The organism is Halomonas sp. AOP12-B1-6 (assembly GCF_052379225.1).
GTDB classification, from domain to species: domain Bacteria; phylum Pseudomonadota; class Gammaproteobacteria; order Pseudomonadales; family Halomonadaceae; genus Vreelandella; species Vreelandella casei.
This window is the reverse complement of record NZ_JBQSYK010000001.1, coordinates 711297-735397: the sequence shown is the minus strand read 5'-3', so window position 1 is coordinate 735397 and position 24101 is coordinate 711297. Positions and strand designations below refer to the sequence as shown.

General features: G+C 54.4%; 19 protein-coding genes. 9 read left to right on the top strand and 10 right to left on the bottom strand.

Going from position 1 to position 24101, the window contains the following annotated elements; all coding sequences use genetic code 11:
- Positions 1 to 45: 45 nt before the first annotated feature.
- Together glpK and ACT3TR_RS03285 are read left to right on the top strand one after the other, a co-directional pair.
- Positions 46 to 1551 carry a glycerol kinase GlpK gene (gene glpK, locus ACT3TR_RS03290; RefSeq protein ID WP_096281893.1) on the top strand — a complete coding sequence of 502 codons (1506 nt, stop codon included), beginning with the start codon at positions 46 to 48 and terminating at the stop codon, positions 1549 to 1551.
- A gap of 291 nt (positions 1552 to 1842) precedes the next feature.
- Positions 1843 to 2604, top strand: a complete 762-nt coding sequence (locus ACT3TR_RS03285) for an ion transporter (RefSeq protein WP_444624518.1) — start codon at positions 1843 to 1845, stop codon at positions 2602 to 2604.
- A gap of 10 nt (positions 2605 to 2614) precedes the next feature.
- On the opposite strand, the gene ACT3TR_RS03280 is transcribed toward ACT3TR_RS03285, so the two are convergent.
- Genes ACT3TR_RS03280 through ACT3TR_RS03270 form a run of 3 tightly spaced genes read right to left on the bottom strand, consistent with a single transcriptional unit; the run spans position 2615 to position 5790 of the window.
- Complete coding sequence (locus tag ACT3TR_RS03280) at positions 2615 to 4696, bottom strand: FUSC family protein (protein ID WP_444624519.1); 2082 nt, start codon at positions 4694 to 4696, stop codon at positions 2615 to 2617.
- Positions 4697 to 4699: 3 nt separating this feature from the next.
- Positions 4700 to 5572: an efflux RND transporter periplasmic adaptor subunit gene (locus tag ACT3TR_RS03275; RefSeq protein ID WP_444624520.1), complete on the bottom strand. Its 873-nt coding sequence runs from the start codon at positions 5570 to 5572 to the stop codon at positions 4700 to 4702.
- Positions 5572 to 5790, bottom strand: coding sequence for a DUF1656 domain-containing protein (locus ACT3TR_RS03270; RefSeq protein ID WP_096281889.1), 219 nt, complete (start codon positions 5788 to 5790; stop codon positions 5572 to 5574). The genes ACT3TR_RS03275 and ACT3TR_RS03270 overlap by 1 nt, the downstream gene beginning before the upstream one ends.
- 281 nt (positions 5791 to 6071) lie before the next feature.
- Between ACT3TR_RS03270 and ACT3TR_RS03265 the strand changes: the two genes are divergently transcribed.
- Positions 6072 to 6809, top strand: a complete 738-nt coding sequence (locus ACT3TR_RS03265) for a YoaK family protein (RefSeq protein WP_441685759.1) — start codon at positions 6072 to 6074, stop codon at positions 6807 to 6809.
- Positions 6810 to 6836: 27 nt separating this feature from the next.
- Here ACT3TR_RS03265 and ACT3TR_RS03260 read toward each other — a convergent pair whose 3' ends face one another.
- Complete coding sequence (locus tag ACT3TR_RS03260) at positions 6837 to 7739, bottom strand: LysR substrate-binding domain-containing protein (protein ID WP_444624521.1); 903 nt, start codon at positions 7737 to 7739, stop codon at positions 6837 to 6839.
- A 223-nt stretch (positions 7740 to 7962) separates the two neighbouring features.
- Here ACT3TR_RS03260 and ACT3TR_RS03255 point away from each other — a divergent pair, with 223 nt between their 5' ends.
- Complete coding sequence (locus tag ACT3TR_RS03255) at positions 7963 to 8541, top strand: NAD(P)H-dependent oxidoreductase (RefSeq protein ID WP_444624522.1); 579 nt, start codon at positions 7963 to 7965, stop codon at positions 8539 to 8541.
- Positions 8542 to 8620: 79 nt separating this feature from the next.
- On the opposite strand, the gene ACT3TR_RS03250 is transcribed toward ACT3TR_RS03255, so the two are convergent.
- The 3 genes from ACT3TR_RS03250 to msrP all read right to left on the bottom strand — a co-directional run bounded on the left by ACT3TR_RS03250 (position 8621) and on the right by msrP (position 12152).
- Positions 8621 to 10408: a S8/S53 family peptidase gene (locus ACT3TR_RS03250; RefSeq protein ID WP_444624523.1), complete on the bottom strand. Its 1788-nt coding sequence runs from the start codon at positions 10406 to 10408 to the stop codon at positions 8621 to 8623.
- Positions 10409 to 10512: 104 nt separating this feature from the next.
- The gene (msrQ, locus tag ACT3TR_RS03245) at positions 10513 to 11130 is read right to left on the bottom strand and encodes a protein-methionine-sulfoxide reductase heme-binding subunit MsrQ (protein WP_096281884.1); all 618 of its coding nucleotides are present in this window, start codon (positions 11128 to 11130) and stop codon (positions 10513 to 10515) included.
- Positions 11130 to 12152, bottom strand: a complete 1023-nt coding sequence (gene msrP / locus ACT3TR_RS03240; protein ID WP_096281883.1) for a protein-methionine-sulfoxide reductase catalytic subunit MsrP — start codon at positions 12150 to 12152, stop codon at positions 11130 to 11132. Before msrP ends, msrQ begins: the two co-directional genes overlap by 1 nt.
- A gap of 208 nt (positions 12153 to 12360) precedes the next feature.
- Here msrP and ACT3TR_RS03235 point away from each other — a divergent pair, with 208 nt between their 5' ends.
- Positions 12361 to 14016, top strand: a complete 1656-nt coding sequence (locus ACT3TR_RS03235) for an FMN-binding glutamate synthase family protein (RefSeq protein WP_096281882.1) — start codon at positions 12361 to 12363, stop codon at positions 14014 to 14016.
- A 58-nt stretch (positions 14017 to 14074) separates the two neighbouring features.
- Here ACT3TR_RS03235 and ACT3TR_RS03230 read toward each other — a convergent pair whose 3' ends face one another.
- Complete coding sequence (locus ACT3TR_RS03230; RefSeq protein ID WP_096281881.1) at positions 14075 to 14929, bottom strand: sulfurtransferase; 855 nt, start codon at positions 14927 to 14929, stop codon at positions 14075 to 14077.
- Between the two features lie 230 nt (positions 14930 to 15159).
- Here ACT3TR_RS03230 and ACT3TR_RS03225 point away from each other — a divergent pair, with 230 nt between their 5' ends.
- From ACT3TR_RS03225 to ACT3TR_RS03210, 4 genes are all read left to right on the top strand, one after another.
- The gene (locus tag ACT3TR_RS03225) at positions 15160 to 16134 is read left to right on the top strand and encodes a DUF2157 domain-containing protein (protein WP_444624524.1); all 975 of its coding nucleotides are present in this window, start codon (positions 15160 to 15162) and stop codon (positions 16132 to 16134) included.
- A complete protein-coding gene (locus ACT3TR_RS03220; RefSeq protein ID WP_444624525.1) occupies positions 16098 to 17225 on the top strand; it encodes a DUF4401 domain-containing protein in 1128 nt (375 codons plus the stop codon). The genes ACT3TR_RS03225 and ACT3TR_RS03220 overlap by 37 nt, the downstream gene beginning before the upstream one ends.
- Positions 17215 to 17739, top strand: coding sequence for a GDYXXLXY domain-containing protein (locus tag ACT3TR_RS03215; protein WP_444624526.1), 525 nt, complete (start codon positions 17215 to 17217; stop codon positions 17737 to 17739). Before ACT3TR_RS03220 ends, ACT3TR_RS03215 begins: the two co-directional genes overlap by 11 nt.
- Before the next feature lie 243 nt (positions 17740 to 17982).
- On the top strand, positions 17983 to 19716 hold the full coding sequence (locus tag ACT3TR_RS03210) for a mechanosensitive ion channel family protein (RefSeq protein WP_441685771.1): 1734 nt from the start codon (positions 17983 to 17985) through the stop codon (positions 19714 to 19716).
- A 129-nt stretch (positions 19717 to 19845) separates the two neighbouring features.
- Here ACT3TR_RS03210 and ACT3TR_RS03205 read toward each other — a convergent pair whose 3' ends face one another.
- Together ACT3TR_RS03205 and ACT3TR_RS03200 are read right to left on the bottom strand one after the other, a co-directional pair.
- A complete protein-coding gene (locus ACT3TR_RS03205) occupies positions 19846 to 20445 on the bottom strand; it encodes a nitroreductase family protein (RefSeq protein ID WP_096281877.1) in 600 nt (199 codons plus the stop codon).
- 183 nt (positions 20446 to 20628) lie between these two features.
- Positions 20629 to 24099, bottom strand: a complete 3471-nt coding sequence (locus tag ACT3TR_RS03200) for an acyl-[ACP]--phospholipid O-acyltransferase (RefSeq protein ID WP_444624527.1) — start codon at positions 24097 to 24099, stop codon at positions 20629 to 20631.
- Between the last annotated feature and the right edge of the window lie 2 nt (positions 24100 to 24101).

The window sequence follows — 24101 nt, the reverse complement described above, 5'->3', positions numbered from 1 at the left end:
GTTTTTTAAAACAGCCACGTAACGTTAACGATTGAGAGGCATTTCATGAGCCAGAAAAACTACGTTCTCGCTATTGATCAAGGCACCACTAGCTCGCGGGCGATGCTATTTGACCATGACGGCCGGATAGTCAGCGTGGCGCAGCACGAGTTTGAGCAGATTTTTACGCGCCCTGGCTGGGTTGAACACTGTCCTCGCGAGATCATGACCAGCGTGCTGACCACCTTAACGGAGGTGATTAACAACAGTGGTATTGATGTTGCCGAGATCGCCTCCATCGGTATTACCAATCAGCGTGAAACCACCGTGGTGTGGGACAAAAACACCGGGCAGGCCGTCCATAACGCCATTGTTTGGCAGTCGCGCCACTCTGCCGAGATCTGCGATGAGCTGCGTGAAGCAGGCCACGCCGATATGATTCGCGATAAAACCGGGCTGGTCATTGACGCTTATTTCTCTGCCACTAAGTTGAAGTGGTTATTTGAGAACGTGGCGGGTGTTAAGGAGAAAGCGGAGAAGGGCGATCTGCTTTTCGGCACCATAGATTCATGGTTGGTGTGGAACCTGACGGGCGGTGCCGTGCACGTCACCGATGTCAGTAACGCTTCGCGTACGATGCTGTTTAATATTCGTGATCGGCAGTGGGACCCGGAGCTTCTTGAACTGTTCGGTGTCCCGGAGTCGATGCTTCCCGAGGTTAAGTCCAGCAGTGAGATCTACGGCAACATACTGCCTAAGTTCCTGATGGGCCAAGAGGTGCCGATTGCGGGTATCGCCGGCGACCAGAATGCGGCTCTGTTTGGTCAGGCCTGTTTTGAGCCAGGTATGGCAAAAAATACGTATGGCACCGGCTGCTTTACGCTAATGAATACCGGCACCCACGCCACGCCCTCTAAAAACGGCCTGCTTACCACCGTGGCGTGGGAAGTGGATGGCACGCTGGAGTACGCCTTGGAAGGCAGCGTGTTTGTGGCGGGCTCAGTGATTCAGTGGCTGCGTGATGGCCTGAGAATGCTGGGAAAAGCTTCGGATTCAGAAGCGTATGCCACACGCGCTAAAGATAATGACGGCGTTTATATGGTGCCTGCCTTTACCGGTTTAGGGGCACCTTACTGGAACTCCAACGTGCGCGGTGCCATGTTTGGGCTCTCTCGGGGAACCCAGAAAGAGCACTTTGTGCGTGCGGCGGTGGAGTCGCTTGCGTATCAAAGTGCCGATGTCCTCAAAGCCATGCAGGCTGATGCTGACATTGCGCTGACTGAGCTTCGCACCGATGGCGGGGCGATCTCCAATGATTTTCTTGCCCAGTTCCAGGCCGATATCCTGGGGGTCGACGTACTGCGTTGCGAGGTAAACGAGACCACTGCGCTTGGGGCGGCTTATCTCGCCGGACTCGCCGTAGGATTTTGGAAATCACGCGATGAGATCGTCAAGCAGTGGGCGCTAGAGCGGCGCTTTACGCCGCAGATGAAAGACGAAAAGCGCGATGAGCTCTATGCAGGTTGGAAGAAGGCGGTAAACGCCACCATGGCGTTTCACGTAGACTCCTAAGCTTAACGCGTTAGGCTCAAGTGTTTTACAAGCCCCCGGCCCAGGCTGGGGGCTTTTGCGAAAAAGGTATTCAATATTGTATTAATAATGATCTATAAAGAGTCCGGCTGGAGGCGCCGATAGCATAATTCACATATCACGTAGCGAGAACAGCATAAGAACCATTCAAACTGCGCTGGCCTCCATTGGTGATCTACGCCTTGTATCCAAGGAATAAGCGTCCGAACATGCATGCTAAGGTGGTCATCTCTCGATTGATTTACGTCAACCGACGACTGTTGGAGCGAAGGTATGAATAGAGCTATTTTATACCGTCAGTTGGCGGCGGAAGCCCGTCAGCAGCTTGGGCTGTCGCTGCTCAATAAGGTGATTTGCGCGCTGATTTTGGTTGCCTCTTTCGCGGCCATTTTAGAGACCGAACCCACACTTCGCCAACGAGCACCGGGGCTATTCTATGTACTTGAGACCGCGTTTGTTGTGATCTTTACGGTTGAGTATCTGTTACGGCTTTATGCCATGGGTGAAGACCCGCGCTATCGCGGATTCGGTGGTCGGCTTCGCTATATGTTTACGTTCTGGGCGCTGGTGGACCTAATCGCCATCTTGCCTTACTTCTTGGGTTTTATGACCCACAACAACGCCTTCCTGCTGCGGCTCTTACGCTTAGCGCGCATGCTGCGTCTCGCCCGGCTGGGGCGGTTTAGCCAGGCTTGGGTGTCATTGGCTGACGCGTTAAAGTCCCGTTCTCATGAGCTTTTGCTAAGCGCGGGCGTGGCGGGGTTGCTGCTACTATTTTCATCCTGCTGTCTTTACGTGGTGGAAGCCGCCGCGCAGCCCGAGGCGTTTGGCAGCGTGCCGCGCGCATTGTGGTGGAGCATCGCCACGCTAACCACCGTTGGCTATGGCGACGTAACGCCTATCACGGCGCTTGGGAAGTTCTTTGCGGGCCTAACCGCCGTGGCAGGCATCGGTATCATCGCCATGCCCACCGGTATTCTAGCCGCCGCGTTTAGCGATGCATTGCAGAAAAAATCATCAGATGCCAAAAAATAGCTACACACAGCTACTTTTGAGCCGCCTGTGTCGTCTTCGTTTGTAAGCTGTTATCACGCTTAAGATGCGGCCGCTCTGCCATGATGCGCGCCAGACGCTCAAGCGAGAGCTCCAACCGTTCAATCAGGCCTTCCAGCAGGATGCGGCGGTCGGCGGGTACATTGCCGTAGGTTGTAATCGCTGCATCCAGCTCTTTTCCTGCCTCGCGAATGCCTTGTGGCTGGTGGCCGGTAGCGCTGTGCTCAAAACCGGTAGCGAGTGTGCGCAGAAGGTTTTGATGCGCTTGGCGGATCTGCGGATGCGGGGCATCGTCTAGCCGGTCGCGCAGCCTTAGCGTGGCGGTGCCGAGATCGAGCCCGGTAAGGCCAAGAATGAACAGGTGGCGCTGCTCTTCGGGCAGCATGTCATCGTGCTGTGCTAGATGCAGTAGACGGTCCGCCATGTGGCCGCTGAAGCGGGTTTCGGCGTCGCGAATGGAGTTTCGTCTCAGCGCATGGATATCTTTGGAGATCGCTTTTATCAGGCGTCGTCGTCTCAGCTGAGTGCCCAGGCCTGGGAGCAGACGAAAGGCCATGACGACGCAGCTAAGGCCGATAATCACCGAGATGGCTCGGTTGGCAAAACTATCAAACGAGAAGTCCATACCATTGCCGGGCATCGTCAATAGGATGTTGAAAATAGTAAAGGCGAGGCAGTACCCCATGGTCGCCATATTCGTGGCCCCTAACAGGCCTAAAAATAACGGTGTTCCGAAAATGAGTGCGAGTAACGGAAAGCTATTGGCCTGAGAAAGCAGCACATGGCCAAATAGAAAAGCGCTGGGAATGGCGGCCAGCATGCCCTTATAAAACATCATGGTAATCGCTATCGGGTTGTCACGACTGGCGAAGAAAGCCGAAAACAGAGTGCCTAGCATCATCGCAATCATCGCGCTCTGCCAGGCAGTGACAATCCAAAAGGTCGCCAGCAGCGAAAACACCAGCCCTGAGCGTATGGCATTAATGCTAGCGGCAAGGTGATCGCGGTGCCAGGCTAGCTGCGATGAACGTAATTTATAGCGTCCTGGCGAGGCTATGGCTTCACGGGCATCGAGCATGACCATAGCGTGGCCAATTGATTCACGTAGCCCTAATCGAAGGCGGCGGTCTAGCGGTGCTAAGCTGCTTTCATCATCGCTTTCATGGACCTCATGACGCAGCGCTTGAAGCGCTTTTCTGGCCTCAATGACGCCTTTGACGTGTTCTGCATCACGAAAACCCTGCGCAACGCGACATGCCAACTGAAGGCTTTGTGGGTCAAGCCGGTCGGCGTGGTCGTGCATAAGTTGATGGAGTGCCTGTAAATTGGCGAAAAAGCGCAGGGTGCGGCGCGTTAGCACATGGGTCGCGCGTACCCGCCCCGGGCCAATAGGGCCTTCAAAACGCGCAGCTTGGCTATCGGTTTCTAGTAAGGTTAACGGGCCTAAGCTACCTCGAAGAGCCTTCTGCATGGCGGAAATATCGTCGCTAGCTTCCAGGCGCAGGGCGGCATGCTCAAAGGCTTCGTTGATCACGCTGTCGGCCTGGGTGGCAAGATGCGTTCCCACATGGGATGGCCATAGCAGCGAGCTAACTAACATGGCGCAGACCGCGCCCAGCCCTAGCTCGGATAGGCGCGCCACCGCGATATCGAAAATTCCCGCGGGCGTGCTACCGCTGGAAATAACTACGATCAGCATCGCGGTGACGGCCGCCATCAGGCAGCCATAGGTATAGTTATTACGCCATAGCGAGCCAACATAGGTGCATAGCATAATCCAGCTAGTCAACGTGATAAGTGCGGGTATGCGGGCTTGAGCGAAGAATGCCATGATTACAATGCCCGCTACAGCACCAATAAAAGTGCCGACAAGCTGGCAGATGCCTTTTTCGACCACCATGCCGCTCATCGGACGAATTTGCAGAAAGGCCGCGGAAATTAGCGCCCAGTAGGGGCGTTCTAAATCGAACAATAGCGCAATGTAGAGCGCAAGCATCATTGCAAGCGTGGTCTTGATGGCGAACTTCACCGCCGTGGCGTTGGGCGTCAGGTAGGTTTGCAGAAACGGCGACATGACTTACTCAGGCTGCGCGGCAGGGCGAACGCGCACGGTTGCCGTCATACCCACGCTCAGCAGCATCTCATCAGGCACTTCGTTTAACGTAATGCGAACGGGGATACGCTGCGCCAGGCGCACCCAGTTAAACGTCGGCGCTACCTGGGGTAGCAACTGCGGGTTAAGGCTGGTGTTGCTATCGGCAATGCCGCGGCCAATGCCCGCAACCCGACCGTCTAAATGAGTATCACCGTTCATCAGGATGACATTGACCGGATCGCCAACGTTGATCGATGTCATTTTGGTTTCTTCGAAGTAACCGACGACGTAGTAAGAGTTGTCGGCTATCAGTGCCATCACCGGCGTGCCGCGATTCACGTAGTTGCCTGTGGTGAGATGTACGTTAAGTAAGTGCCCGCTGACGGGGGCTGTAAGCTTTGTGCGTGCTAAATCAAGCTGGGCGCTGGCTAATTGCGCCTGGGCTTGTTCTAAGTCAGCGGCGGCAATACGCGAATTAATTTGTGCAATCTGCTGATTTTCGGCACTAATCGCCCGGCTATTGCTTAATTGGTTGCGTCGGCCCTCTTCCGCGCGGTTTAACTCAAGCGTTGCCTGGCGATGGTCCACCGTGGCTTGGGCGCTGTCGACGGCAGACTGATAGCGCGTTTCATCGATATCAAACAGCGCATCGCCTTGCGCTACGTAATCGGTGTCCGCAACGTCAAGGGTACGCACCCAGCCGGAAACATCGGGGGCAATGGTGATCACTTCAGCGTGTACGCGGGCGTCGCGGGTCCAGGGAGTGTACAGATAGTAGCGCCATAGCCAGGCACCGGCGGCAATGGCAATCGCGACAATAATAAGGGTCAGCAGAATACGAAGCGAAGGGCGCATTAAGGGCTCTCAAGCAAAATGGTAAAAATGAAGGTGGTGGCTGCCGTAAAGATGACAAAAAGCGAGATATCGAACCAGGCCTCGTACCACAGCGCATACTGCCCGACTGCCCAGTGGAGCAGGGAGCGTGTCACTAGCGTTGCGACAAACCCAATCAATGCGTAAATCAGCAGTGGGCTGAGGTAAATGCCACCAAAAGCGATTTCTTGAAGACCCATAACATCCTTAAATGGCCTGGAAGCAACATAAATAGCGATGAGTGTAGCGAGGTGAATCACGCACGTTGGGCGGTTTTTCCACCTGCCAGTATAGAAAGATTACACCAATTTTTCCCTTAGCGTGATAGAGCATAAGCTGAGTTTTCCACTGCACGCTTGGGAAGCACAATAACCATCAGCGTAGGGCGTTAGAGAATCGTTCACGTTTCATTAACGTTTTAAGAGTTATGCTTTAGTCTTAACGTCTTATTTTGTCTACTTCAAAATGGTGGAAAAGATTTGTGCTGATTAAAAAGAAGAAAGCTCGATCCCATACCGAAGATCGTTATCTGGCACTGGTGTTAGCGACGGCCGCCGGTATTCTCAACGCCATGGCCTTGGGCGCCTTTGGTTTTCTCCCTTCGCATATGAGTGGCAATGCCTCGCAAATATCGAGTGAGGTGGCTAGCTCAGATACGTATGGCTTTTTGTTTCTAGCCGCTCTGCTTCTGGCATTTGTGATAGGCGGTGGCCTTGCGCGGGTTGCCGTGATTGCTGGGCAAAAATTCAGAACAATCTTTTGCTTGATTCTCCTGGCGGAAGGTGTGGCATTAACCGCAGTGTCGGTGTTTGAAATTTTGTTTTACTCGGTACGCTTCAATGCGGAAATACTGATAACCCTGGGCTTTCTGATGGGAGTACACAACTCCACCTCAACTCAGCTGTCGAATGGGCGAGTGAGATCCACTCACGTGACCGGCACGTTGACGGATGTTGGCATTGCACTAGGCTCGTTCTTGTCGTCATTTGTTTCACGCGATAAGGGGCTCGACCGGCGTTTTTTTCAAAAGCAGCTGCACACGCATTTAACGACGATTTTTTCATTCCTTAGCGGGTGTCTGGCCGGATTAGTGTTGTTTGATTTATTCGGCTTCCACGCGATGTTGGCGCTAGGTGTTTTTTTGATCGTCGTTGCCTTGAGCGCCATTGTTATGACGGTGCGTATGGCCAGCAAGCTGATGGTCGCCAGAAAAGCTTAACGTTAAATGGCATCGCAATCGTTGCGTTCAGCGCTGTAAATACGTCCCCGGTAATTGCTCTGCCAAGAAGTCCATAAACAGCCGCGTACGCTGTGAAAGCGTGGCTTGGCGATAGTAAACGGCATTGACGGTTTGGGTCTGTAGCTCAATGTGGTTGGGAAGCACTTCAACGAGGGTGCCTTTCTGGCGCGGCGTAATGGTCATAAAATCGGCTAAACACACGATGCCTTCGCCCGCTACGGCCAGCTCCACTAACGTGCTGCCGCTAGAGGCCGCAAGCGTTGGGGTAATAGCCAAGAGTGCCCCATCGGCGTGACGCAGCGGCCAGCGATTGAGATGATCGAGCTGATTAAAGCCCAGCAGGCTGTGCTGTTTGAGATCATCAATGCTTTGCGGTGCGCCATGGTATTCAAGGTAGGCGGGGCTTGCCAGAATGCGCAGTGGGCTGTAGCCGAGTAAGCGTGCATGAAGCGAGGAATCTTCCAACTCGCCGATACGGATGGCCAGATCAACCCGTTGTTCTAGCAGGTCGACAAACCGGTCATGAGTGTCGAGCGCTAGTGTAATACCAGGATAGCGAGCACGAAACTTGCCAATCACCGGCACAATCACGAACTGCATAAAGCTAGGGGCTGCGTTGATCCTCAGCCTGCCCTTGGGCTGGCTATGGCGATCCAGCATTGCTTCTTCAGCCTCATCCACGGCCGCCAGAATGTGGTGGCAGTGACCCAGGAACGTCTCGCCTTCCTCTGTGAGCTCCAAACGACGCGTGGTACGGCGCAGCAAGGTAGTGCCGAGCTTTCGCTCTAGGCGATTAAGCGCACGGCTAACGCCAGAGACCGTAATGCCGAGCCGTTCCGCGGCGTTAGTGATTGAGCCACTTTCGACCACTGTGACAAATGCCTGCTGTTCTTCAAGGGTGCTTTTCATATGGGAGGCTCATTAATCAGGCATCTCGATCTTTATCTGTTGTTTTGAGATGAGTCGCTAACGTTATCAGTATTGTTGATTTTAAATCAAAAGTGTTTTGACCAAGCATGGCTTATTTTCCATCTCTTTTGATCTCACAATACGCGCCATATGCAGCTCTAACTATGCTGCTTAGCTATATTATATAGCCAAGTTGCTAGGTAATTATTTGGGAATTCAAGCAATGAAGATTTTACTGATTAATGGCGGAAAAGCGTTCGCTCACTCTGGCGGTGAACTCAATAATACGCTGCAAAGCGTGGCAGTGAGTACATTGCAGGCGTTGGGGTATGAGGTGCGCGAGACAGTGATTGACCAAGGTTATAATGCAGATGCCGAGGTGCAGAGCTATTTGTGGGCCGATACGATTGTGTATCAAATGCCTGGCTGGTGGATGGGCGCCCCCTGGATCGTCAAGCGCTATATTGATGAAGTGTTTACTGCGGGGCACGGTTCACTCTACGCCAGCGATGGCCGTTCGCGCCAAGATCCTAGCAAGCAGTACGGCAGCGGAGGCTTACTGCAGGGGCGCCGCTATATGCTGTCGTTGACCTGGAACGCGCCTTTGGAAGCATTCGAAGCGCCGGGTAACTTCTTTGAAGGGCGAGGAGTGGATGGGGTGTACTTTCCGTTTCATAAATCGCAGGAGTTTATCGGCTTAGCGGCGCTGCCGACGTTTATTGCCAACGATGTGATGAAAGTGCCTAACGTTGAGCGTGATACCGATGCTTATCGCCGCCATCTGCGCACAGTTTTTGGCTAAACATAAGTTAAAGCCCACCTCGTAAGGTGGGCTTGTCTGGATCGTGTGGCTTGTCTTGCCTCCTCTTGACTAGCTCAGCTTAGCGCTCTCGGTCCAAGCTCTGAACGGTGAGGTCTAGCGCTTTGTACATGTCTAACCTGGCTGACAGGCCGATATCCGGGTGATCGAGTTCATTAGCACGTTCCGATGGCAGTATCGGCGCGGTGAGGTCATCGGCATCGGTCGGTTCGAAATCGTACTCTTCACCGATGGTCATAGCGCTACGACGCAATAGCATGCGCAATTGCGCCGGTGTAAGAGCGGGGTCTATCGACATCATGGCTGCCAATAAACCGGCCACCAGGGGCGTTGCGTAAGAGGTGCCGCAATGGGCAGGGCCTTGCTCTCCCTCTATCAGAGAAGAGCCTCTAACGCAGGCGGCTGCCGTTATGTCGACGCGCATATCAATATTCGACGCGTCGCGTTTGACCACGTAACCAGGGTCGTCAACCTGCAGTTCTTGATCGCCTTGCTGATGACCACCCACCACAAACAGCTGGTCGGTCACGAAAGAGGACGGTAGACGATAATCATCACTTCCAGAAAACGACGAGGCGTTACCCGCTGAGTTGACGACTACCACGTCGGGATGTTCGCGGCGTAGCCATAAGAAGAATTCTTCGAGTAGCTCCTCATAGCCGCTCATGGCGATACCGGAACGCACCAGCGAGTCGACTTCTTCTCCGTCAATATCGATGGCCCCCACTCGATGAATGCCCCAGCTCCAGTTGAGTACGCGTACACCGTCTTCCACCAGATTGACCGACGCGGCGATATTGGCGGTAATGCCCGCATCCGAATTGCGGTCAACAATCACATCGAAGCCTGGGCCTACCGAGTCTAGCCCGCGTAGAAAGCCGCTATTGCCGCCTTCATTCCAGGCGGCGGCAAATACGCCGGCAACCGTTGTGCCATGCCCGTCGGGCGCGACGGCATCGCGTGCATAGACACAGGTTCTAAGAGAGTCCGTGCGACAGTCGCCCAGGTAGTCGGCAAAATCCGGTGCGTCGAAGTCTACTTCCCGCTCGATGACGCCAATGCGAATGGGCTGAGTCTCGATATCGCCGCCCTGACGTGGCAGGCGCCGCTTATAATAATTTACCGCGTCTAAAAAGCGATTTGACGCCCAGTCCTGGTCGTCGGCTGCGGGCAGCTCATCGGTCTCGTTCTCAACGCTTTCTTCTGCGCCTGATTCTTCGACCACCACCGCATCGACGCTGACTTCACTGCCTAGCCTGAGTACTAGCGCATCGCGTGCATCTAAGTTGCTGACCGGAAGGCGCAGCTGGTAGGTGTTAAGCGGCGGGATTATACCGACCACCTCTGCACCGTACTTTTCTGCTAATCGCTGGGCTTCTTCGGCACCTTCGTAGCTTTCTTCAATAATCACGCTGACCAGATCCACGTAGGTGGTCAGGCCATCCATGTTCTCCGCCAGCTCTTGGTCCGTGGCCGCTACCACGTGACTGCCTTTGAGGCTTATCCATACCGGGTTGCTCGCTTGGTCGTGTTGCTCAAACCACAGCGGGCCGCTTTGTGTGTCGGCGCTGGTGATGCGGACACGTATATTTTCATCCGTGTGATCAAGGTTTTCGGCCTGAAGCGGTATTCCGTTCAGCTTTACCTGAAAATCGCTGTTATCAAGCCCGCTGACGTTCAGGCAGAACTCTTGAATATCTTGCTGTAAAAGATCGCCACAGCGCTGCAGTTGTTCAACGCGCAAAGGTTGTTCATCACCTATAGACTGCTCCGCGCTTGCGCCAGCTGCGAGCAATAGCGATCCTAACGCTATTACCCGACGGGTAGCGCCTAAATATTTTACGGCCATTATTACTACTCCAATACGGTATTAGACTGTCTGCCCATAGCATAACGGCATTAGGTGAACTGAACATGAACCCAGCCTGCAAGAGCTTACCTTGTCAAGGGTATTTAACGGCTAAACCGCTGACGAAACTTAGGCAGGGTGCGAGCAACAGGCGGTAGGCGGGTGGCCATTATCAATGCAGCAACGGCGGCATAGATGGCCCATTCGCGCAGATCGGCGCGCACTATCCAAAAGAAGTGCAGCAGTGCCAATGCTAAAATAGCGTAAGAGAATTTGTGCAATGGTTTCCAGCGCTTGCCTAGGCGTTTCATCGCCCAGCGGTTGGAAGTCGCACCCAGCACGGCAAGGCCGGTTAGCGCGATCATGCCCACAATAATGTAGGGCCGTTTGACAATTTCGCTGCCTAGCAGCGCCCAGTTAAGCCCCAGAATGAATAACGCATAGCTGAGCAAATGCAGCGTGGCGTAGGCCAGTGTCCATAAACCTAGCTGGCGCCGAATGAGTGCAAAGCCTTTCCAACGGGTCAGCTTGGTGAGAGGCGTGAGGCTTAGCGTGAGCAGCAGCATCCACAGTGCGCCAATGCCGATGTTGAGTAGCAGGTAACGCCCGGGCTCAGGGCCAGCAGCGTTATTGGCGACTTGCCAGCCCCAAAACAGTAGCGGTGTTAATGCCGCCAAGAAAACGCCAATGCGCCAAACAAGCCATATGCGCGGTGCTGCCATCAGTAATTAGCCCTTAAATCCAATCCCGCATACATCTCGGCAACTTCGTCCGCGTAGCCGTTAAACATAAGCGTATCAATATGGTTCGGGCTGAACAGGCTGTTGGGCAGCCGCCGTTCGGAGGCTTGGCTCCAGCGTGGGTGGTCAACCTGTGGGTTCACGTTAGCGTAGAAGCCGTATTCGTTGGCGGCAATCTCCTGCCAGGAGTTGACCGGCTGCTCTTCAACTAACGAAATGCGCACAATCGATTTGATGCTCTTAAAGCCATATTTCCATGGCACCACTAATCGTAAGGGGGCGCCGTTTTGATTAGGCAGTTCGCGGCCATACATGCCCATCGCCAGTAACGTGAGCGGATTCATGGCCTCGTCTAAACGCAGACCTTCCACGTAGGGCCAGTCAATCAGCGAGAACGACGAGCGCTGCCCTGGCATCTGATCCGGGTCTACCAGCGTTTCAAAACGCACGTATTTTGCTTTGCTGGTAGGATCGGCGCGCTTGATTATCTCGGCTAGGGGAATGCCTAACCAGGGAATGACCATCGACCACGCCTCGACGCAGCGCAGGCGGTAAATACGCTCTTCAAACTGCGACGGCTTGGCGAAGTCTTCAAGCGTAAAGCGCCCGCCGTTGTTAACTTCACCGTCGACCACCACGCTCCAGGGCTGAGTTTCTAAGCTGCCTGCATGACGGGCTGGGTCACTTTTTCCCGAACCGAATTCGAAAAAATTGTTATAGCTGCTGACATCCTCAAAGGGGGCGATAATGTCTTTTTCAGGATCGCTTGGGGTGACTGCGCGCCACTCAGTTTGGCTAATCTTTTCGCTTAACCAGGGCGGTGCACTGCCGTCGGGCACATCAGAATAGTCAGCGGCATTGGCGTAAGCTTTTTGTCCCGCCAGAGCAATCCCCGCGCCTAGGCCCGCCATGCCACCCATAAAGCGACGACGTGAAAGGTAAATAGACTCCGGCGTTACATCGGATTCGTGTAAATCACTGGGTTTGGCAATTTTTATAAGCATATGATGCCTCCGCTAGGAAAAGCTTGCGCACAGCGTGGGTAGTGAATGCTGCATTGGATATTACTTAGAGTGGTAAGTTCACCAAAACTTATACTAATCCTCTCCATTAAATAGAGCGAATTGGGCTGGTGAGCCGCTACCTTGCTCCGATATGCTACCTAGGCCGTCATACCCTTTTGCAGACGGTTGATAAGGAGTTTGTGTTCTCATGATAGAAGCTCGGGGATTAACCCGCATTCCTTTGCGCAATGCCGCCTTTGTTGCATGCGTGATCCTACTGGTCATCTCGCTGATTGGCTTAGTATTTTCGCTTGTATGGCTAGTGGGCGTGGCACTTTTTGGCCTTCTTGCTTGGCTAGGCTTGCACGACATGCGCCAAACACGGCGAACGGTCAGCCGTAATTACCCAATCTTGGCCCACATTCGATATACCTTGGAATCCATTGGCCCTGAAATACGCCAGTACTTTATTCAGTCGGATTTGGACGAACGCCCGTTCTCCCGCGAGCAGCGTGCCGTGGTGTATCAGCGCTCTAAAAATGAGAGCGATAAGAAGCCTTTCGGCTCACTGTTGGATATGTATAAACCGGGCCATGAGTGGATCAATCATTCGCTGCTGCCCTATGCAATTGAAGACGCTGACTTTCGGGTTCGAGTAGGCGGTAGCCGCTGTAGTCAGCCTTATTTTGCTAGCGTGCTTAATATTTCGGCGATGAGCTTTGGCTCGCTTTCAGGCAATGCCATCGAAGCGCTGAATGCGGGCGCCTGCAAAGGAGGCTTCTATCACGACACCGGTGAAGGGTCGATTTCCCGCTATCATCGCATTCACGGTGGCGATTTAGTCTGGGAAATCGGCTCCGGCTATTTCGGCTGCCGACACGACGATGGCTCGTTTAACGAGGAACGGTTTGCCGCCAACGCCAGCGATGATCAGGTCAAAATGATCGAAATAAAGCTGTCGCAGGGAGCCAAGCCCGGCCATGGTGGCATACTGCCGGCGGCTAAAGTGACCGCAGAAATTGCCGAGGCCAGGGAAGTGCCCATGGGCCAGGATGTGATTTCTCCCGCCGCTCACACCGCCTTCTCTTCACCGCTAGAGCTGATGGAATTTATTGCCCGCCTACGTGCGCTTTCCGGCGGCAAGCCGGTTGGGTTTAAGCTGGCAATTGGCCACCCCTGGGAGTGGTTTGCGATTGTAAAGGCCATGCTGGAGACCGGTGAGCGGCCTGATTTTATTGTGGTGGATGGCGGCGAAGGGGGAACCGGTGCCGCGCCGTTAGAATTTATTAACCGTATGGGCGTGCCGCTCACCGAAGCCGTGACGCTAGTGCACAACACGCTTGTTGGGGCTGGGCTGCGCGAGGAAATTCGCATCGGTGCTGCTGGCAAAATCACATCGGGTTTTAATATTGCCCGCACGTTGGCGCTGGGGGCCGACTGGTGCAATGCCGCCAGGGGCTTTATGTTTTCACTGGGCTGTATTCAGGCGCTCAACTGTCACTCCGATAAGTGCCCAAGCGGCGTGGCAACCCAGGATCCTAAGCGCAGCCGTCATTTGGATATTGCTGACAAAACGGAGCGGGTATATCACTTCCACCGCAATACGCTAAAAGCGCTGGCGGAAATGCTAGGGGCGGCAGGGCTCACCCACCCGAGTGAGCTGGGGCCAGAACATATCATCCGCCGCGTATCGGAAAATGAGATTCAGTCCTACGATCAGGTCTTTACGTTCTTGAAACCCAATGAGCTACTGCATTCTAAATGTGAGCACACCGTGTTTAAGCACTATTGGGAAGATGCCCGAGCGGACTCTTTCTTGCCGCCCCCGGCGATAGAGCGGCTGCGCTTTACTAAGTTGGAGTGACAGCTATGGCTACTGGGTTTCCGAGTGCTCACCTGCGTTTAGCGTTGGGAGTGAGGATTTAGTCGCCGGTAGCGATAGCCCGTTGAGGGTCGGTGATCCATTCGCTCCAGGAACCTGCGTACAGGCTGGCCAGAGGGTAACCTGCCAGGCAAAGGGCAAACAGGTTATGGCAGGCGGTTACGCCAGAGCCGCAATAGGCCACCAACGCTTCCGGTGAGCGCCCGCCAAGCTTCTCGGCAAAACGCTGCTTGAGCTGCGGCACGGGCAAAAAACGTCCGTCGCTGCCCAGGTTGTCGGTAAACGCCGCGCATTGCGCGCCGGGGATATGCCCGGCTACCGGGTCGATAGGCTCTACATCACCTCGAAAGCGTGGCAAGCCTCGGGCATCCAGTAAGGTGAGGTTCGGCTGGCCAAGGCGCTGCTGTAGTTGCTTGGCCTCCAGCAGCAGGCGGTTATCTGGCTGACCGCTGAAATGCCCGGGAACACTCTGCGGTGAATCCTGGCTCAAGGGCAGGCCGACGGCGAGCCAGGCGTTCAAGCCGCCATCAAGAATGAACACGCCATCTCGCTTACCCAGCCACGCCAGCAGCCACCACGCCCGGGCGGCATAGGCACCGGTGCCATCGTCATAAAGCACGATGGTAGCGTCGTTATCAATGCCCCAGTCTCGCAGGCGATCAACCAGCTGTGCGGGGTCCGGTAAGGGATGACGGCCGGTCACTCCCGGGATAACCGGCGAGCTCAGGTCGCGGTTCAGGTCAGCGAAATGCGCCCCGGCGATATGCCCCGCGGCATAACTTTGCTGCCCATAGCCCGGGTTTTCCAAAGCAAAGCGGCAATCCAGAATCACCAGGCCGGGCTGCTGTTGCTTTTGGCCTAGAGCAAGTGGGCTAATTAGCTGTGCGAGGGACATAGCGGGCTCCTGAAAAATAAGTCGAACATTGATCCTACTGCATTTCTTATAAGGCGTGGGCCTGGAAGAAGTAAAACCTTATAGTGCTTCCTTCTTTCATTGTTAATCCTAAGTACGCATCAATGGCACTGACGGCCTCTTTCGCTCGCGCGCGTTAGCGTCTATGGTCAGGCTATGCTGACCGATCGGCATTGTTGAGTGCTAACTTCTCTACCTTCCCAAGGAATGCCATGGCTTCTTCACGCCGTGAACTGGTGTCGTTAATTGAGCAAAGCGTCATACCGCCAGAGCAGGTGACACACGCTATTGAGGCTGCTGGGTTGAGGCCATCGCCCCGTGACTGGGCGATCTTTGTTGATCGATTACTGCTGTGGCTAGGCGGGCTGGCGCTAGCCTTTGCGGTGTTGTTTTTTATTGCTTATAACTGGCTCGAGATGGAGCGTTGGCTGCGCTTTGGCGTGGTGCAAGCCGCGGTGTTGCTGGCGGTAGGTATCGCCGTGTGGGCCAAGACTCGCCTGACCTTACAGCGTGTGGCGCTAACGTCGGCCACTTTGTTAGTGGGTGTACTGCTAGCGCTGTTTGGTCAGGTGTACCAAACCGGTGCTGACCCCTGGCAGCTGTTCTTTACCTGGGCGTTGCTAACGTTGCCCTGGGTCTGGGTGGCACGTTTTGAGCTACTTTGGGTTCTGTGGTTAGGGCTGCTCAATCTTGCCATCGGGCTTTATTTTCGTACTTGGGGTGGGCCGTTTGGCGCCCTGGCAAACAGTGACGCTGCGCTGTGGGGGTTGTTGGGGATCAATACCCTTGCATTGATCTTCTGGGAGTGGGGCGCTTATTCCGGGCGTTGGGGTGAAGGTCGTTGGGCCGCTCGCTTGCTCGCGGTGGGCAGCGGGGTACCGATCACGCTGCTATTGATGTCCCTGATTGCCGAGATGCAGCCGATGTGGTCGTCAGTGCTGGTGATTTATCCTCTCTGGCTTGTGGCGCTGTATACCGGTTATCGCCACTGGCAGCCGGATCTGTTCATGATCGCAGGCGGCTGCGTCTCAGTGATTGCCGTGGCCACGTGGCTGCTTGCTCGATACTGGCTGTGGGAAGGTGAGTGGCAGGCAGGAAGTTTGTTGCTTATGGCCGTCGCGGTGCTAGCGATGGGCGCCGGGGCTGTCATATGGCTGAAACGGCTACACCGGGAGACATGGCAATGATGCGCAGAGCCGACGATGCTCAAACAAATAGTTTAAAAGCCAAGCTGACCCAGTCAGGCATTGTGTTAAACGCTTCTACGCTGCCGGCGACGCTAGAAACGCCGTGGTTTGTGCGCGTGTTGCAGGCTTTTTCCGGTTGGCTGGCGGCATTTTTTTTACTGGGCTTTATCGCCATTGGCGGAGTGTTTATTGTCGAGAGCGCCGCTGCATCGTTGGGCCTGGGGCTCGTTTTGATCGGCGCTGCTTTTGCGCTACTGCGGGCAGTTCACAGTGATGTGCTCGAACATCTGGCGCTCGCCATTAGCTTAGCCGGGCAGCTACTAGTGGGCTGGGCCGCCATCGAGCATTGGAATAACGCTGCCTATGTATGGTGGTCGATGCTGGGTTTGCAGAGCGCACTGGCGCTGGTGATGCCAAGCGTAACGCATCGTGGCTTTTCTGCCTTTGCTGCCAGCGTAGCGCTGTATCTGGCGTGGGTAACAGCGGCAACGGGGATGGCCGCCAGTGGCATTGTGCTGTGTGCACTAACCGCACTTTGGTTAAACGAATTTCGCTGGCCACGTCGCATTAAAGAGATGCAGGCGTGGGGCTATGGACTAGCGTTGGGCCTGCTGGTCACTCAGGGGCTAGCGCATGCGGGTCATCCGCTGCCGTTTCTTTATGAAGCGCTGGATAGCAATTTAGTGCGGCTAGGGGTTTGGATGAGCGTTGGGCTCGTTGCGCTGGCACAGCTGATTCTTTTCCAGGCGCTGTTTAACAAACAGCCTTTAGCTAGCGTGCGCTGGATGACCTACGCTGCCGGTGTGGTGCTGTTGGGGGTGACGTTTTATGTCCCTAGCGTAGGCCAGGGCGTGGTGGTCATGCTGTTAGGCTTTGCTATTGGCAATCGCGTGCTGACGGGGTTGGGGATGCTTTCGCTGATGCTGGCGATCGGCAGCTATTACTACTGGCTGGACGCAACGCTTCTGACGAAGTCGATAGCGCTTTTGGTGATGGGAACCCTGCTGCTAGGGCTGCGTTTTGGGCTACACCGGAGGTGGGAAGCTAGGATTGCTCACTCGAGCGATGGGAGCGTAGACAATGATGCCTAACGCGAAAGCAAGCAGGCTGGTGATTCTCGTGGGCATGTTGCTGGTGTTGGCCGTGATTAATGGGGCAATTTGGCAGAAAGAGCGTCATTTGGCGCTGGGTGAGATTGTCTACCTTGAGCTCGCGCCGGTCGACCCGCGCTCATTGATGCAGGGCGACTACATGTCTTTGAACTTTGCTATCACCAGCCGTATTCAAATGGCGTTGAATCCAGAGGGTGATATCTTGAGCGCAAGCGATGGCCACGTCGTTGTGCGCTTAGATGAGCAGTATATCGCCCACTTCCAGCGATTAGATGATGGCAGCCCGATCGGTGATCAGGAGCGGCGCCTACAGTATCGACTACGTAATGGCTATGTGCGTTTTGCTACCAATGCTTTCTTCTTCCAGGAAGGTCATGCCGAACGCTATCAATCCGCCCGCTACGGGCAGTTTCGCATTAACAACCAGGGCGCGCCGCTGCTGGTTGCTTTATACGATAGCGAGTTGAAGTCGCTAGGCAGCCTGGTTAGATAGCGTGCTGTGAAACACATATTCGCATTGCGCATGCCTATGTTTGCTAAACCGAATAGAGAAAAGGAGTGCATGATTGATGAGAACGGTGCTGCTCCTTGCGTCATCAAATAAGATAGGCTGTACTTTACGCTTACTCCTTTTACCCCACTGACATGGATGGCCCTGTGATGATCACAAGGCTGGCTACGTAATTGGTCTGTCGATGGTCGGTAAGCTGGTTCATCTCACTTAATAAAGGCATGTATGAAAGCAAATGGCTTATGGCCCGCATGGATGGTGCTGATCGCAGCACTGCTATTTTCCAGCGTGTGTGTGGCGCAAACTCAGGGAGAAGAGAGCGAAGATAATCGGTGGTTTGCTGTTGATGAAGTAAATACGGGACTTGAAGAAGCGCCGGAGGACGTCAACTTAATTACCCCACGCGAGGCTATTCGAAGTTTTCAAACGCTGGCGGACAACGAAGAGTTTGCGGCGGCGGCGCATGTTCTCAATTTGTCCGATTTATCGCCTGCCGAGCAGCGCGAACAAGGCCCGGAGCTAGCCAAACAGTTGGCTGAAGTATTCAAGCGTGGTGAGTTGCTGAACGTTGCCAATCTTCCTGGCCGCCGAGACGCGCTCATTGAGAATACGGCTGGGCAGGAGCCTAATCCTCAAGCAGGCCAGCCGCGTCGAGACTTGGAAATAACGTCGCTGAAAGTGGGCAGTGATACTTACGATATACGGCTGGGCCGTTACCGAGCCGGTGATCAGGATCCCGTTTGGCTGATTATGTCAGACAGCGTGTCGTCGATTCCGCTACTTTATAAAGAATATGGCCCTTCCATGCTGGAGGAGCATATTCCGGAACGCTTTAAGGAATCGCTCGGCGTGCTGATGATTTGGGAGTGGATCGCCATTCCCATTTTCCTGATATTGGTTGCGCTCATGGGGTGGGGGGTTTATCGCTTTGTTGGGTTGCTGGCGAAGCTAATTCCTTCCGGCGCAAAAAGCATCTTTGTGGGCAGAATAAAAGGCCCCATGGCACTCATCATGATGTCTCTGGTGACGCAGGTGGTGCTGGACTATGTGGTCTCTTTCTCTGCTATCGCTATGGGTACCTTCCGCGTTGTGTTAACCGCCATTCTGGCGTGGGGCGCGGCAACCATTGCACTGCGCTTGGTCGATACCATTATGCTGCGTATGACGCGGCGTTTAGTGGGCGAGATTGATGATACAAAATCGCGTGATGAGCGCCGGCTGCTGACATCGCTCTACGCGTTACGCCGCGTCATCATTCTGATCACGGTCATTGCAGTATCGGTTTACGTACTCAGCCAGGTTCAGATCTTCGAAACACTAGGCTTGTCTATTCTCGCCTCCGCAAGCGTTCTTGCGGTACTGGTCGGTATTGCTGGCCAGGCCATGCTGGGGAACATTTTGTCTTCTTTTCAGCTGTCGCTGGCCAAGCCGATCCGAATCGGTGACTTGGTTATGTTTGAAGGGCAGTGGTGCTATGTGGAGGGGATTTTTTATACGTTTATTCGATTGCGCTCATGGGACGAGCGGCGGTTGATCGTACCCGTCACCTATTTTGTGTCTAAACCGTTTGAGAATCTTTCGGTCAAAAGTACCAAGATGTATCGGTTTTTGAAATTGACGCTGCACTTAAGCGCTGACGTTGAGCTCTTAAGGCAAACGTTTTTAGACGTTGCTAAGGATGAAGAGAATGTTATCGAGCACCATAAGCTGCTGTGTTATGTGACAGGGCAAACCGCAACGGCGCAGATCATTACTTTTTACCTGATGACGTCCGACCCGCTAGCAGGCTGGGTGGCAGAAATGAACGTGCGTGAGAAACTGCTGGCCTTTATTCGCGATAACCATCCGGATTGGTGGCCACGCGATGTCATGGTCATTAGCCATAACGATATTGCGCGGGGTGAGCCGGGCAAGCGCTCTACGCCATTGGATAGCGCTGACGTAAAGCCTTCTGAATAGGCACCACAAGCGCTCTTGATGAAGGTCGGCCTCTAAAAGGCATCGCCCGCTGTCGCTGAATAATCAGTGGCAGCGGGCGAAAACAAGTCCGTGATGGGCGCTTACTTAGGACATGTCCTAAGCTGTGGCTTAAGAAAATACGCGGAAGCGTTGCTCATCGTCCATGAACGTTTTTTCGCCAAACGGTGCTTCATTAGAACCGAAGGGCATTTGCGCGCGCAGTGTCCAGGAAGCCGGTAGATCCCAGGCATCAAATACGGCATCGTCGATAATGGGGTTGTAGTGCTGCAGGCTGGCGCCAATGTCGGCCTGTGAAAGGGCCGTCCATACGGCAAACTGGGCAATGCCGGTAGCATGCTCTGACCAAACAGGGAAGTTGTCGGCGTAGAGCGGAAATTTCTCTTGCAGCCCTTTGATGACCTCTTGGTCTTCAAAAAACAGCACGGTGCCAGCACCAGCAGCAAAGCTGCTGACCTTCTGCTCAGTAGGCTCAAAAGAGTCCGCAGGTACGATTTTACGCAGCGTTTCCATGACTATCTGCCAGAACTTGTCGTGCTGTTCGTTGAACAGAATAACCGCACGCGAGCTTTGTGAGTTGAACGACGTGGGTGCCTGCTTAACGGCTTCTTTGATCAATGCCGCTGTATCGTCTTGGCTGATGGCAATGTCTTTGCCAATGACATACTGGCTACGACGCTTCTTGAAGATTTCAATAGCTGGATTAGACATTTAACGCTCCTTCTTTGTTTATCCGAATTTTTGAGGGGGAAGATAACCTCAAAACATTGGAAATGAATTTAATACACATCCGGATTAGAAACCATGGAGAAAAGTCAGCGGTTTCAGTGAAAAAAATCCTTTTATTCATCTCTCTAATGATGCCCGCAGGTATCGGTGGCCGAGTAGAGCACTCTATTTCGCGCTTTCGGCCAATCTTTTCTGTGCCAGACGCTTGGCGCCCGCAATATCCTGCTTGCCTGACCCCAAGCGAGGAAGGGCATCCACGGTAAGCCAGTCACTGGGCACCATCATTGATTTCGTGCCGTTAGCGAGCATAGCGGCTTTTACGGTGCTGGCATCTACAGGTGTTTCCGATAGCATTACAATGCGTTCGCCTTTACGACTATCGGGGATGTTGACCGCCATTAGCGCGGTGTCAGGCTCCTCAAGTGCGGCTTTAACGGCCTGTTCTACGGCGCCTAGCGCGACCATCTCGCCGCCAATTTTGGCAAAGCGTGCGTAGCGGTCGATCAGCGTTAAAAAGCCGTCTTCGTCGAGAAATCCTTTGTCCCCCGTGACGTACCAGCGCTGGCCATCAATGTCGCGTAGCGCCTTGGTCGTGCGTTCAGCATCGTTAAGATAGCCCTGCATGACCTGTGGGCCACTGATCAAAATCATACCCGCTTCGCCAGTGGGTAGTTCTTCGAAGCTTTCAGGCGAAACGACTTTGAAACCAGTGCCAGGCAGCGGCATGCCAACGCTGCCAATTTTGCTACCGCGCTGCACCTGCTGGTAATGAATGCCGAGGGCATCCGGTAAGTTGACCGAGGCAACCGGTGACGTCTCCGTCGCGCCATAGCCTTCATAAATCGGTTTGTGGAATTTCAGTGCAAAGCTTGTACGTACGCTGTCATCAAGCTTTTCTGCGCCGGCCACGATCACCCTCAGGCTATCCAGCATTAGCGGATGCACCTTTTGGCTGCGTACGAACAGGCGTAGAAGGCTGGAGGTACCAAACATAATGGTCGCTTTATGCTTAGCAACCGTGCCGGCTATGCCGGGGGCATCGGTTGGATCGGCGTGACACACTAGCGGCACCCCTTCAATGAGCGGTAGCAGCTGCGTGACGGTGAGGCCAAAGGCATGAAACAGCGGCAGCGATCCCATCACAACGTCGTTGCTTTGTGTATTAAGAACGTCAGAGGTCTGTTTGATGTTGGCCATGAGGTTGCGGTGGCTCAACATCACGCCCTTAGGCTGACCTTCGCTACCGCTAGAGAACAGGATCGCGGCCGTTGCATCCGCATCATGGCTACGGCTAAAGCAGCGCTGTAATAGCCACGTGGGCAGTAGGCGTACGGCAAGCCAGGTACTGGCACGCTCGGCGCGGCTGATCGTTGCCTGTAGGGTTTCCAGATACATTACTTGCTGCTGGCCAAATAGCTGGTCAACCGCTAACCCGCGCTGGGCTAGCGTTGCTACAAAGCGCTTTGAAGTGAACACCGTTGTAATCTCTGCCTGGGTGAGCGCCGACGCCAGCGTCTCTTGGCTCGCCGTGTAGTTGAGGTTCACAACGGTTTTTCCCGCCAGCAGTGTGGCCATGTTGGTGATCACTCCAGCGCTGCTGGTGGGCAGCAATAGGCCAACGTTTTGCCCAGGGCAATGCTTACGGATGCGTTTAGATAGCAGTACGCTGGCAGTTAACGCTTGGCTGGCACTGAGCGGACGCCCAAGGGTATCGGCCAGCGCAAGCTTGCCTGGGCGGCGCTTAACGCTTTGAATCCAGGCATTAGCAAGCGTGGGTAGTTCGCCCATGGCCCGCTGCCAGGAACGGCTAGCCTGTTCAAAAATACGTCGTTTGAGCACATCGGCGGGCGTGTCTTTGGGCAGTGGTTTTCCAAAAGCGACCACCACCGAACGGTGCAGTGGGGCATTGCGCAGCTCTTTGAGCTTGCTTGATGAATGTGAGAACTGGCTGCCCCATAGTCCACGCAGGTAGAACGGGATTATTTTGACGTCAGGATTGGCCATTTTACAGGCGCGTTCATAGCCGCGCCGAAATTCGCCAAGCTGGCCATTGCGACTAATCGCTCCTTCAGGAAACAAACACACCACTTCTCCGGCATTGAGCAGTTCGGCTACATCGCTTAGCGCCTGTTCGGCAGCGGCGCCGCGTTCGATAGGAATACAGCCCAGCGCTTTAAAGAACCAGCGTAGATACCAGCGCTGGTAAATGCTTTTTAGCATGACAAAACGTACGGGCCGCGGGCTGGCAATTTGCACCATGGCCCAATCCAACCAGCTGATATGGTTGCCCAGTAGTAGCACGCCGCCTTGTGCCGGTAGGTTTTCCAAGCCGTGAACATCCACGCGATAGTGTCGCGTGAGCAGAAAGCTTAGCAGAAGGCGCACTAGGCTTTGGGGTAGCTTGAAGATAGTGTAACCGCCGCCGACCATGGCCACAGCCGCGATGAGAAGCAGCAGATAGTGACTATCCACACCGGCCAGCGCGAATAGCGCCGTGAGCATCAAAAAGCCCAGCATGGCGATATTTTGAATCCAATTGTTGGCAGCCAGCACGGTACCTAATTCGTGATCGGCCGCGTGAAACTGGATCAGCGCATTCAGCGGTACGATAAACAGCCCGCCCATGATGCCAATAAACACGAAATTGAGCGCTTGGCTAAGCGGCGTTGATAGCAGGGGAAGGCACCATAGCCCCGCGGCCACGCCGATAGCGCCCAAGGGAATAAGGCCGGTTTCAATACGGTTGCGGGAAAGCTTACTCGCCAGCAGCGACCCGGCTGCAATGCCAATGCCGCTCGCGGCGAGAATTCCTTGAAGCACAAGCGTGTTATCGATACTTAGCGCATCTTTCGCATAGGCGGGGAAGGCTGCCAGCAGCACTTGGCCAACGGACCAAAACGTTGCAAGGCCGATAATCGACAGCCTGAGAACAGGCTGGCGCGCCACGATACGCAGGTTGTCTTTTAGCGCGCGGCCCTTAATGTAGCGCTGCCAGGTAAGCGGTGTTTGGGAGCGTGGCGTGTTGTCCAATGGCAGGCGATAAAGCGTGACCACTTGGAGAGCGCTATTGAGCACGAGCAGCCAGCCCAGCGGTGCAATGTGACGTAACAGCTGCGCTGGCGTCTGGTCATCAGGCGATACCCAGGTTTCAAACAGTGCGGTAAAGGCCACGGTGCCCGCTAAAATAGCGCCGATAGTGACCGCCTGAATCAGCCCGTTGGCTTCCGCCAAACGTGGCTTGCCGAACAGCCCCTTTACCAAGCCGTATTTAGCCGGGGAGTAAAAAGCCGATTGAATGGCAAGCAGTAGCGTCATCGCGAACGCTAACCAGAACCATCCCTGGTAGTACGCGGCGGTGATGCCGAGTGAAATAGCCACCGCCGCCCAGGCAGAAACACGCATGACGCGCACCTTGGGGTAGCTATCTGCCACATGGCCAGCGGGGCTAAACATTAAAATAAATGGCAGCAAAATTAAGCCATTTACCAGGGCCGTGAGTACGACCTGGGTGGTGCCCTCATAGCTTTTGAAGATCGTATTCTGAATAACGATCTTGTGACCCAAATCCACAAACGCATTGAGAAAGATAGCGATCAAGTAGGGCCAGGCGCCCCTCATGTGCAGTACGTTTCGCATGT

Excerpts from the sequence above, each read along its gene's own strand:
- msrP (WP_096281883.1), bottom strand. The coding sequence starts at position 12,152 with ATGCTTATAAAAATTGCCAAACCCAGTGATTTACACGAATCCGATGTA.
- msrQ (WP_096281884.1), bottom strand. The coding sequence starts at position 11,130 with ATGGCAGCACCGCGCATATGGCTTGTTTGGCGCATTGGCGTTTTCTTG.
- ACT3TR_RS03200 (WP_444624527.1), bottom strand. The coding sequence starts at position 24,099 with ATGCGAAACGTACTGCACATGAGGGGCGCCTGGCCCTACTTGATCGCT.
- ACT3TR_RS03230 (WP_096281881.1), bottom strand. The coding sequence starts at position 14,929 with ATGTCCCTCGCACAGCTAATTAGCCCACTTGCTCTAGGCCAAAAGCAA.
- ACT3TR_RS03215 (WP_444624526.1), top strand. The coding sequence starts at position 17,215 with ATGATGCCTAACGCGAAAGCAAGCAGGCTGGTGATTCTCGTGGGCATG.
- ACT3TR_RS03220 (WP_444624525.1), top strand. The coding sequence starts at position 16,098 with ATGGCTGAAACGGCTACACCGGGAGACATGGCAATGATGCGCAGAGCC.
- ACT3TR_RS03250 (WP_444624523.1), bottom strand. The coding sequence starts at position 10,408 with ATGGCCGTAAAATATTTAGGCGCTACCCGTCGGGTAATAGCGTTAGGA.
- ACT3TR_RS03275 (WP_444624520.1), bottom strand. The coding sequence starts at position 5,572 with ATGCGCCCTTCGCTTCGTATTCTGCTGACCCTTATTATTGTCGCGATT.
- ACT3TR_RS03285 (WP_444624518.1), top strand. The coding sequence starts at position 1,843 with ATGAATAGAGCTATTTTATACCGTCAGTTGGCGGCGGAAGCCCGTCAG.
- ACT3TR_RS03225 (WP_444624524.1), top strand. The coding sequence starts at position 15,160 with ATGGCTTCTTCACGCCGTGAACTGGTGTCGTTAATTGAGCAAAGCGTC.
- ACT3TR_RS03280 (WP_444624519.1), bottom strand. The coding sequence starts at position 4,696 with ATGTCGCCGTTTCTGCAAACCTACCTGACGCCCAACGCCACGGCGGTG.
- ACT3TR_RS03205 (WP_096281877.1), bottom strand. The coding sequence starts at position 20,445 with ATGTCTAATCCAGCTATTGAAATCTTCAAGAAGCGTCGTAGCCAGTAT.
- ACT3TR_RS03235 (WP_096281882.1), top strand. The coding sequence starts at position 12,361 with ATGATAGAAGCTCGGGGATTAACCCGCATTCCTTTGCGCAATGCCGCC.
- ACT3TR_RS03270 (WP_096281889.1), bottom strand. The coding sequence starts at position 5,790 with ATGGGTCTTCAAGAAATCGCTTTTGGTGGCATTTACCTCAGCCCACTG.
- glpK (WP_096281893.1), top strand. The coding sequence starts at position 46 with ATGAGCCAGAAAAACTACGTTCTCGCTATTGATCAAGGCACCACTAGC.
- ACT3TR_RS03260 (WP_444624521.1), bottom strand. The coding sequence starts at position 7,739 with ATGAAAAGCACCCTTGAAGAACAGCAGGCATTTGTCACAGTGGTCGAA.
- ACT3TR_RS03255 (WP_444624522.1), top strand. The coding sequence starts at position 7,963 with ATGAAGATTTTACTGATTAATGGCGGAAAAGCGTTCGCTCACTCTGGC.
- ACT3TR_RS03210 (WP_441685771.1), top strand. The coding sequence starts at position 17,983 with ATGAAAGCAAATGGCTTATGGCCCGCATGGATGGTGCTGATCGCAGCA.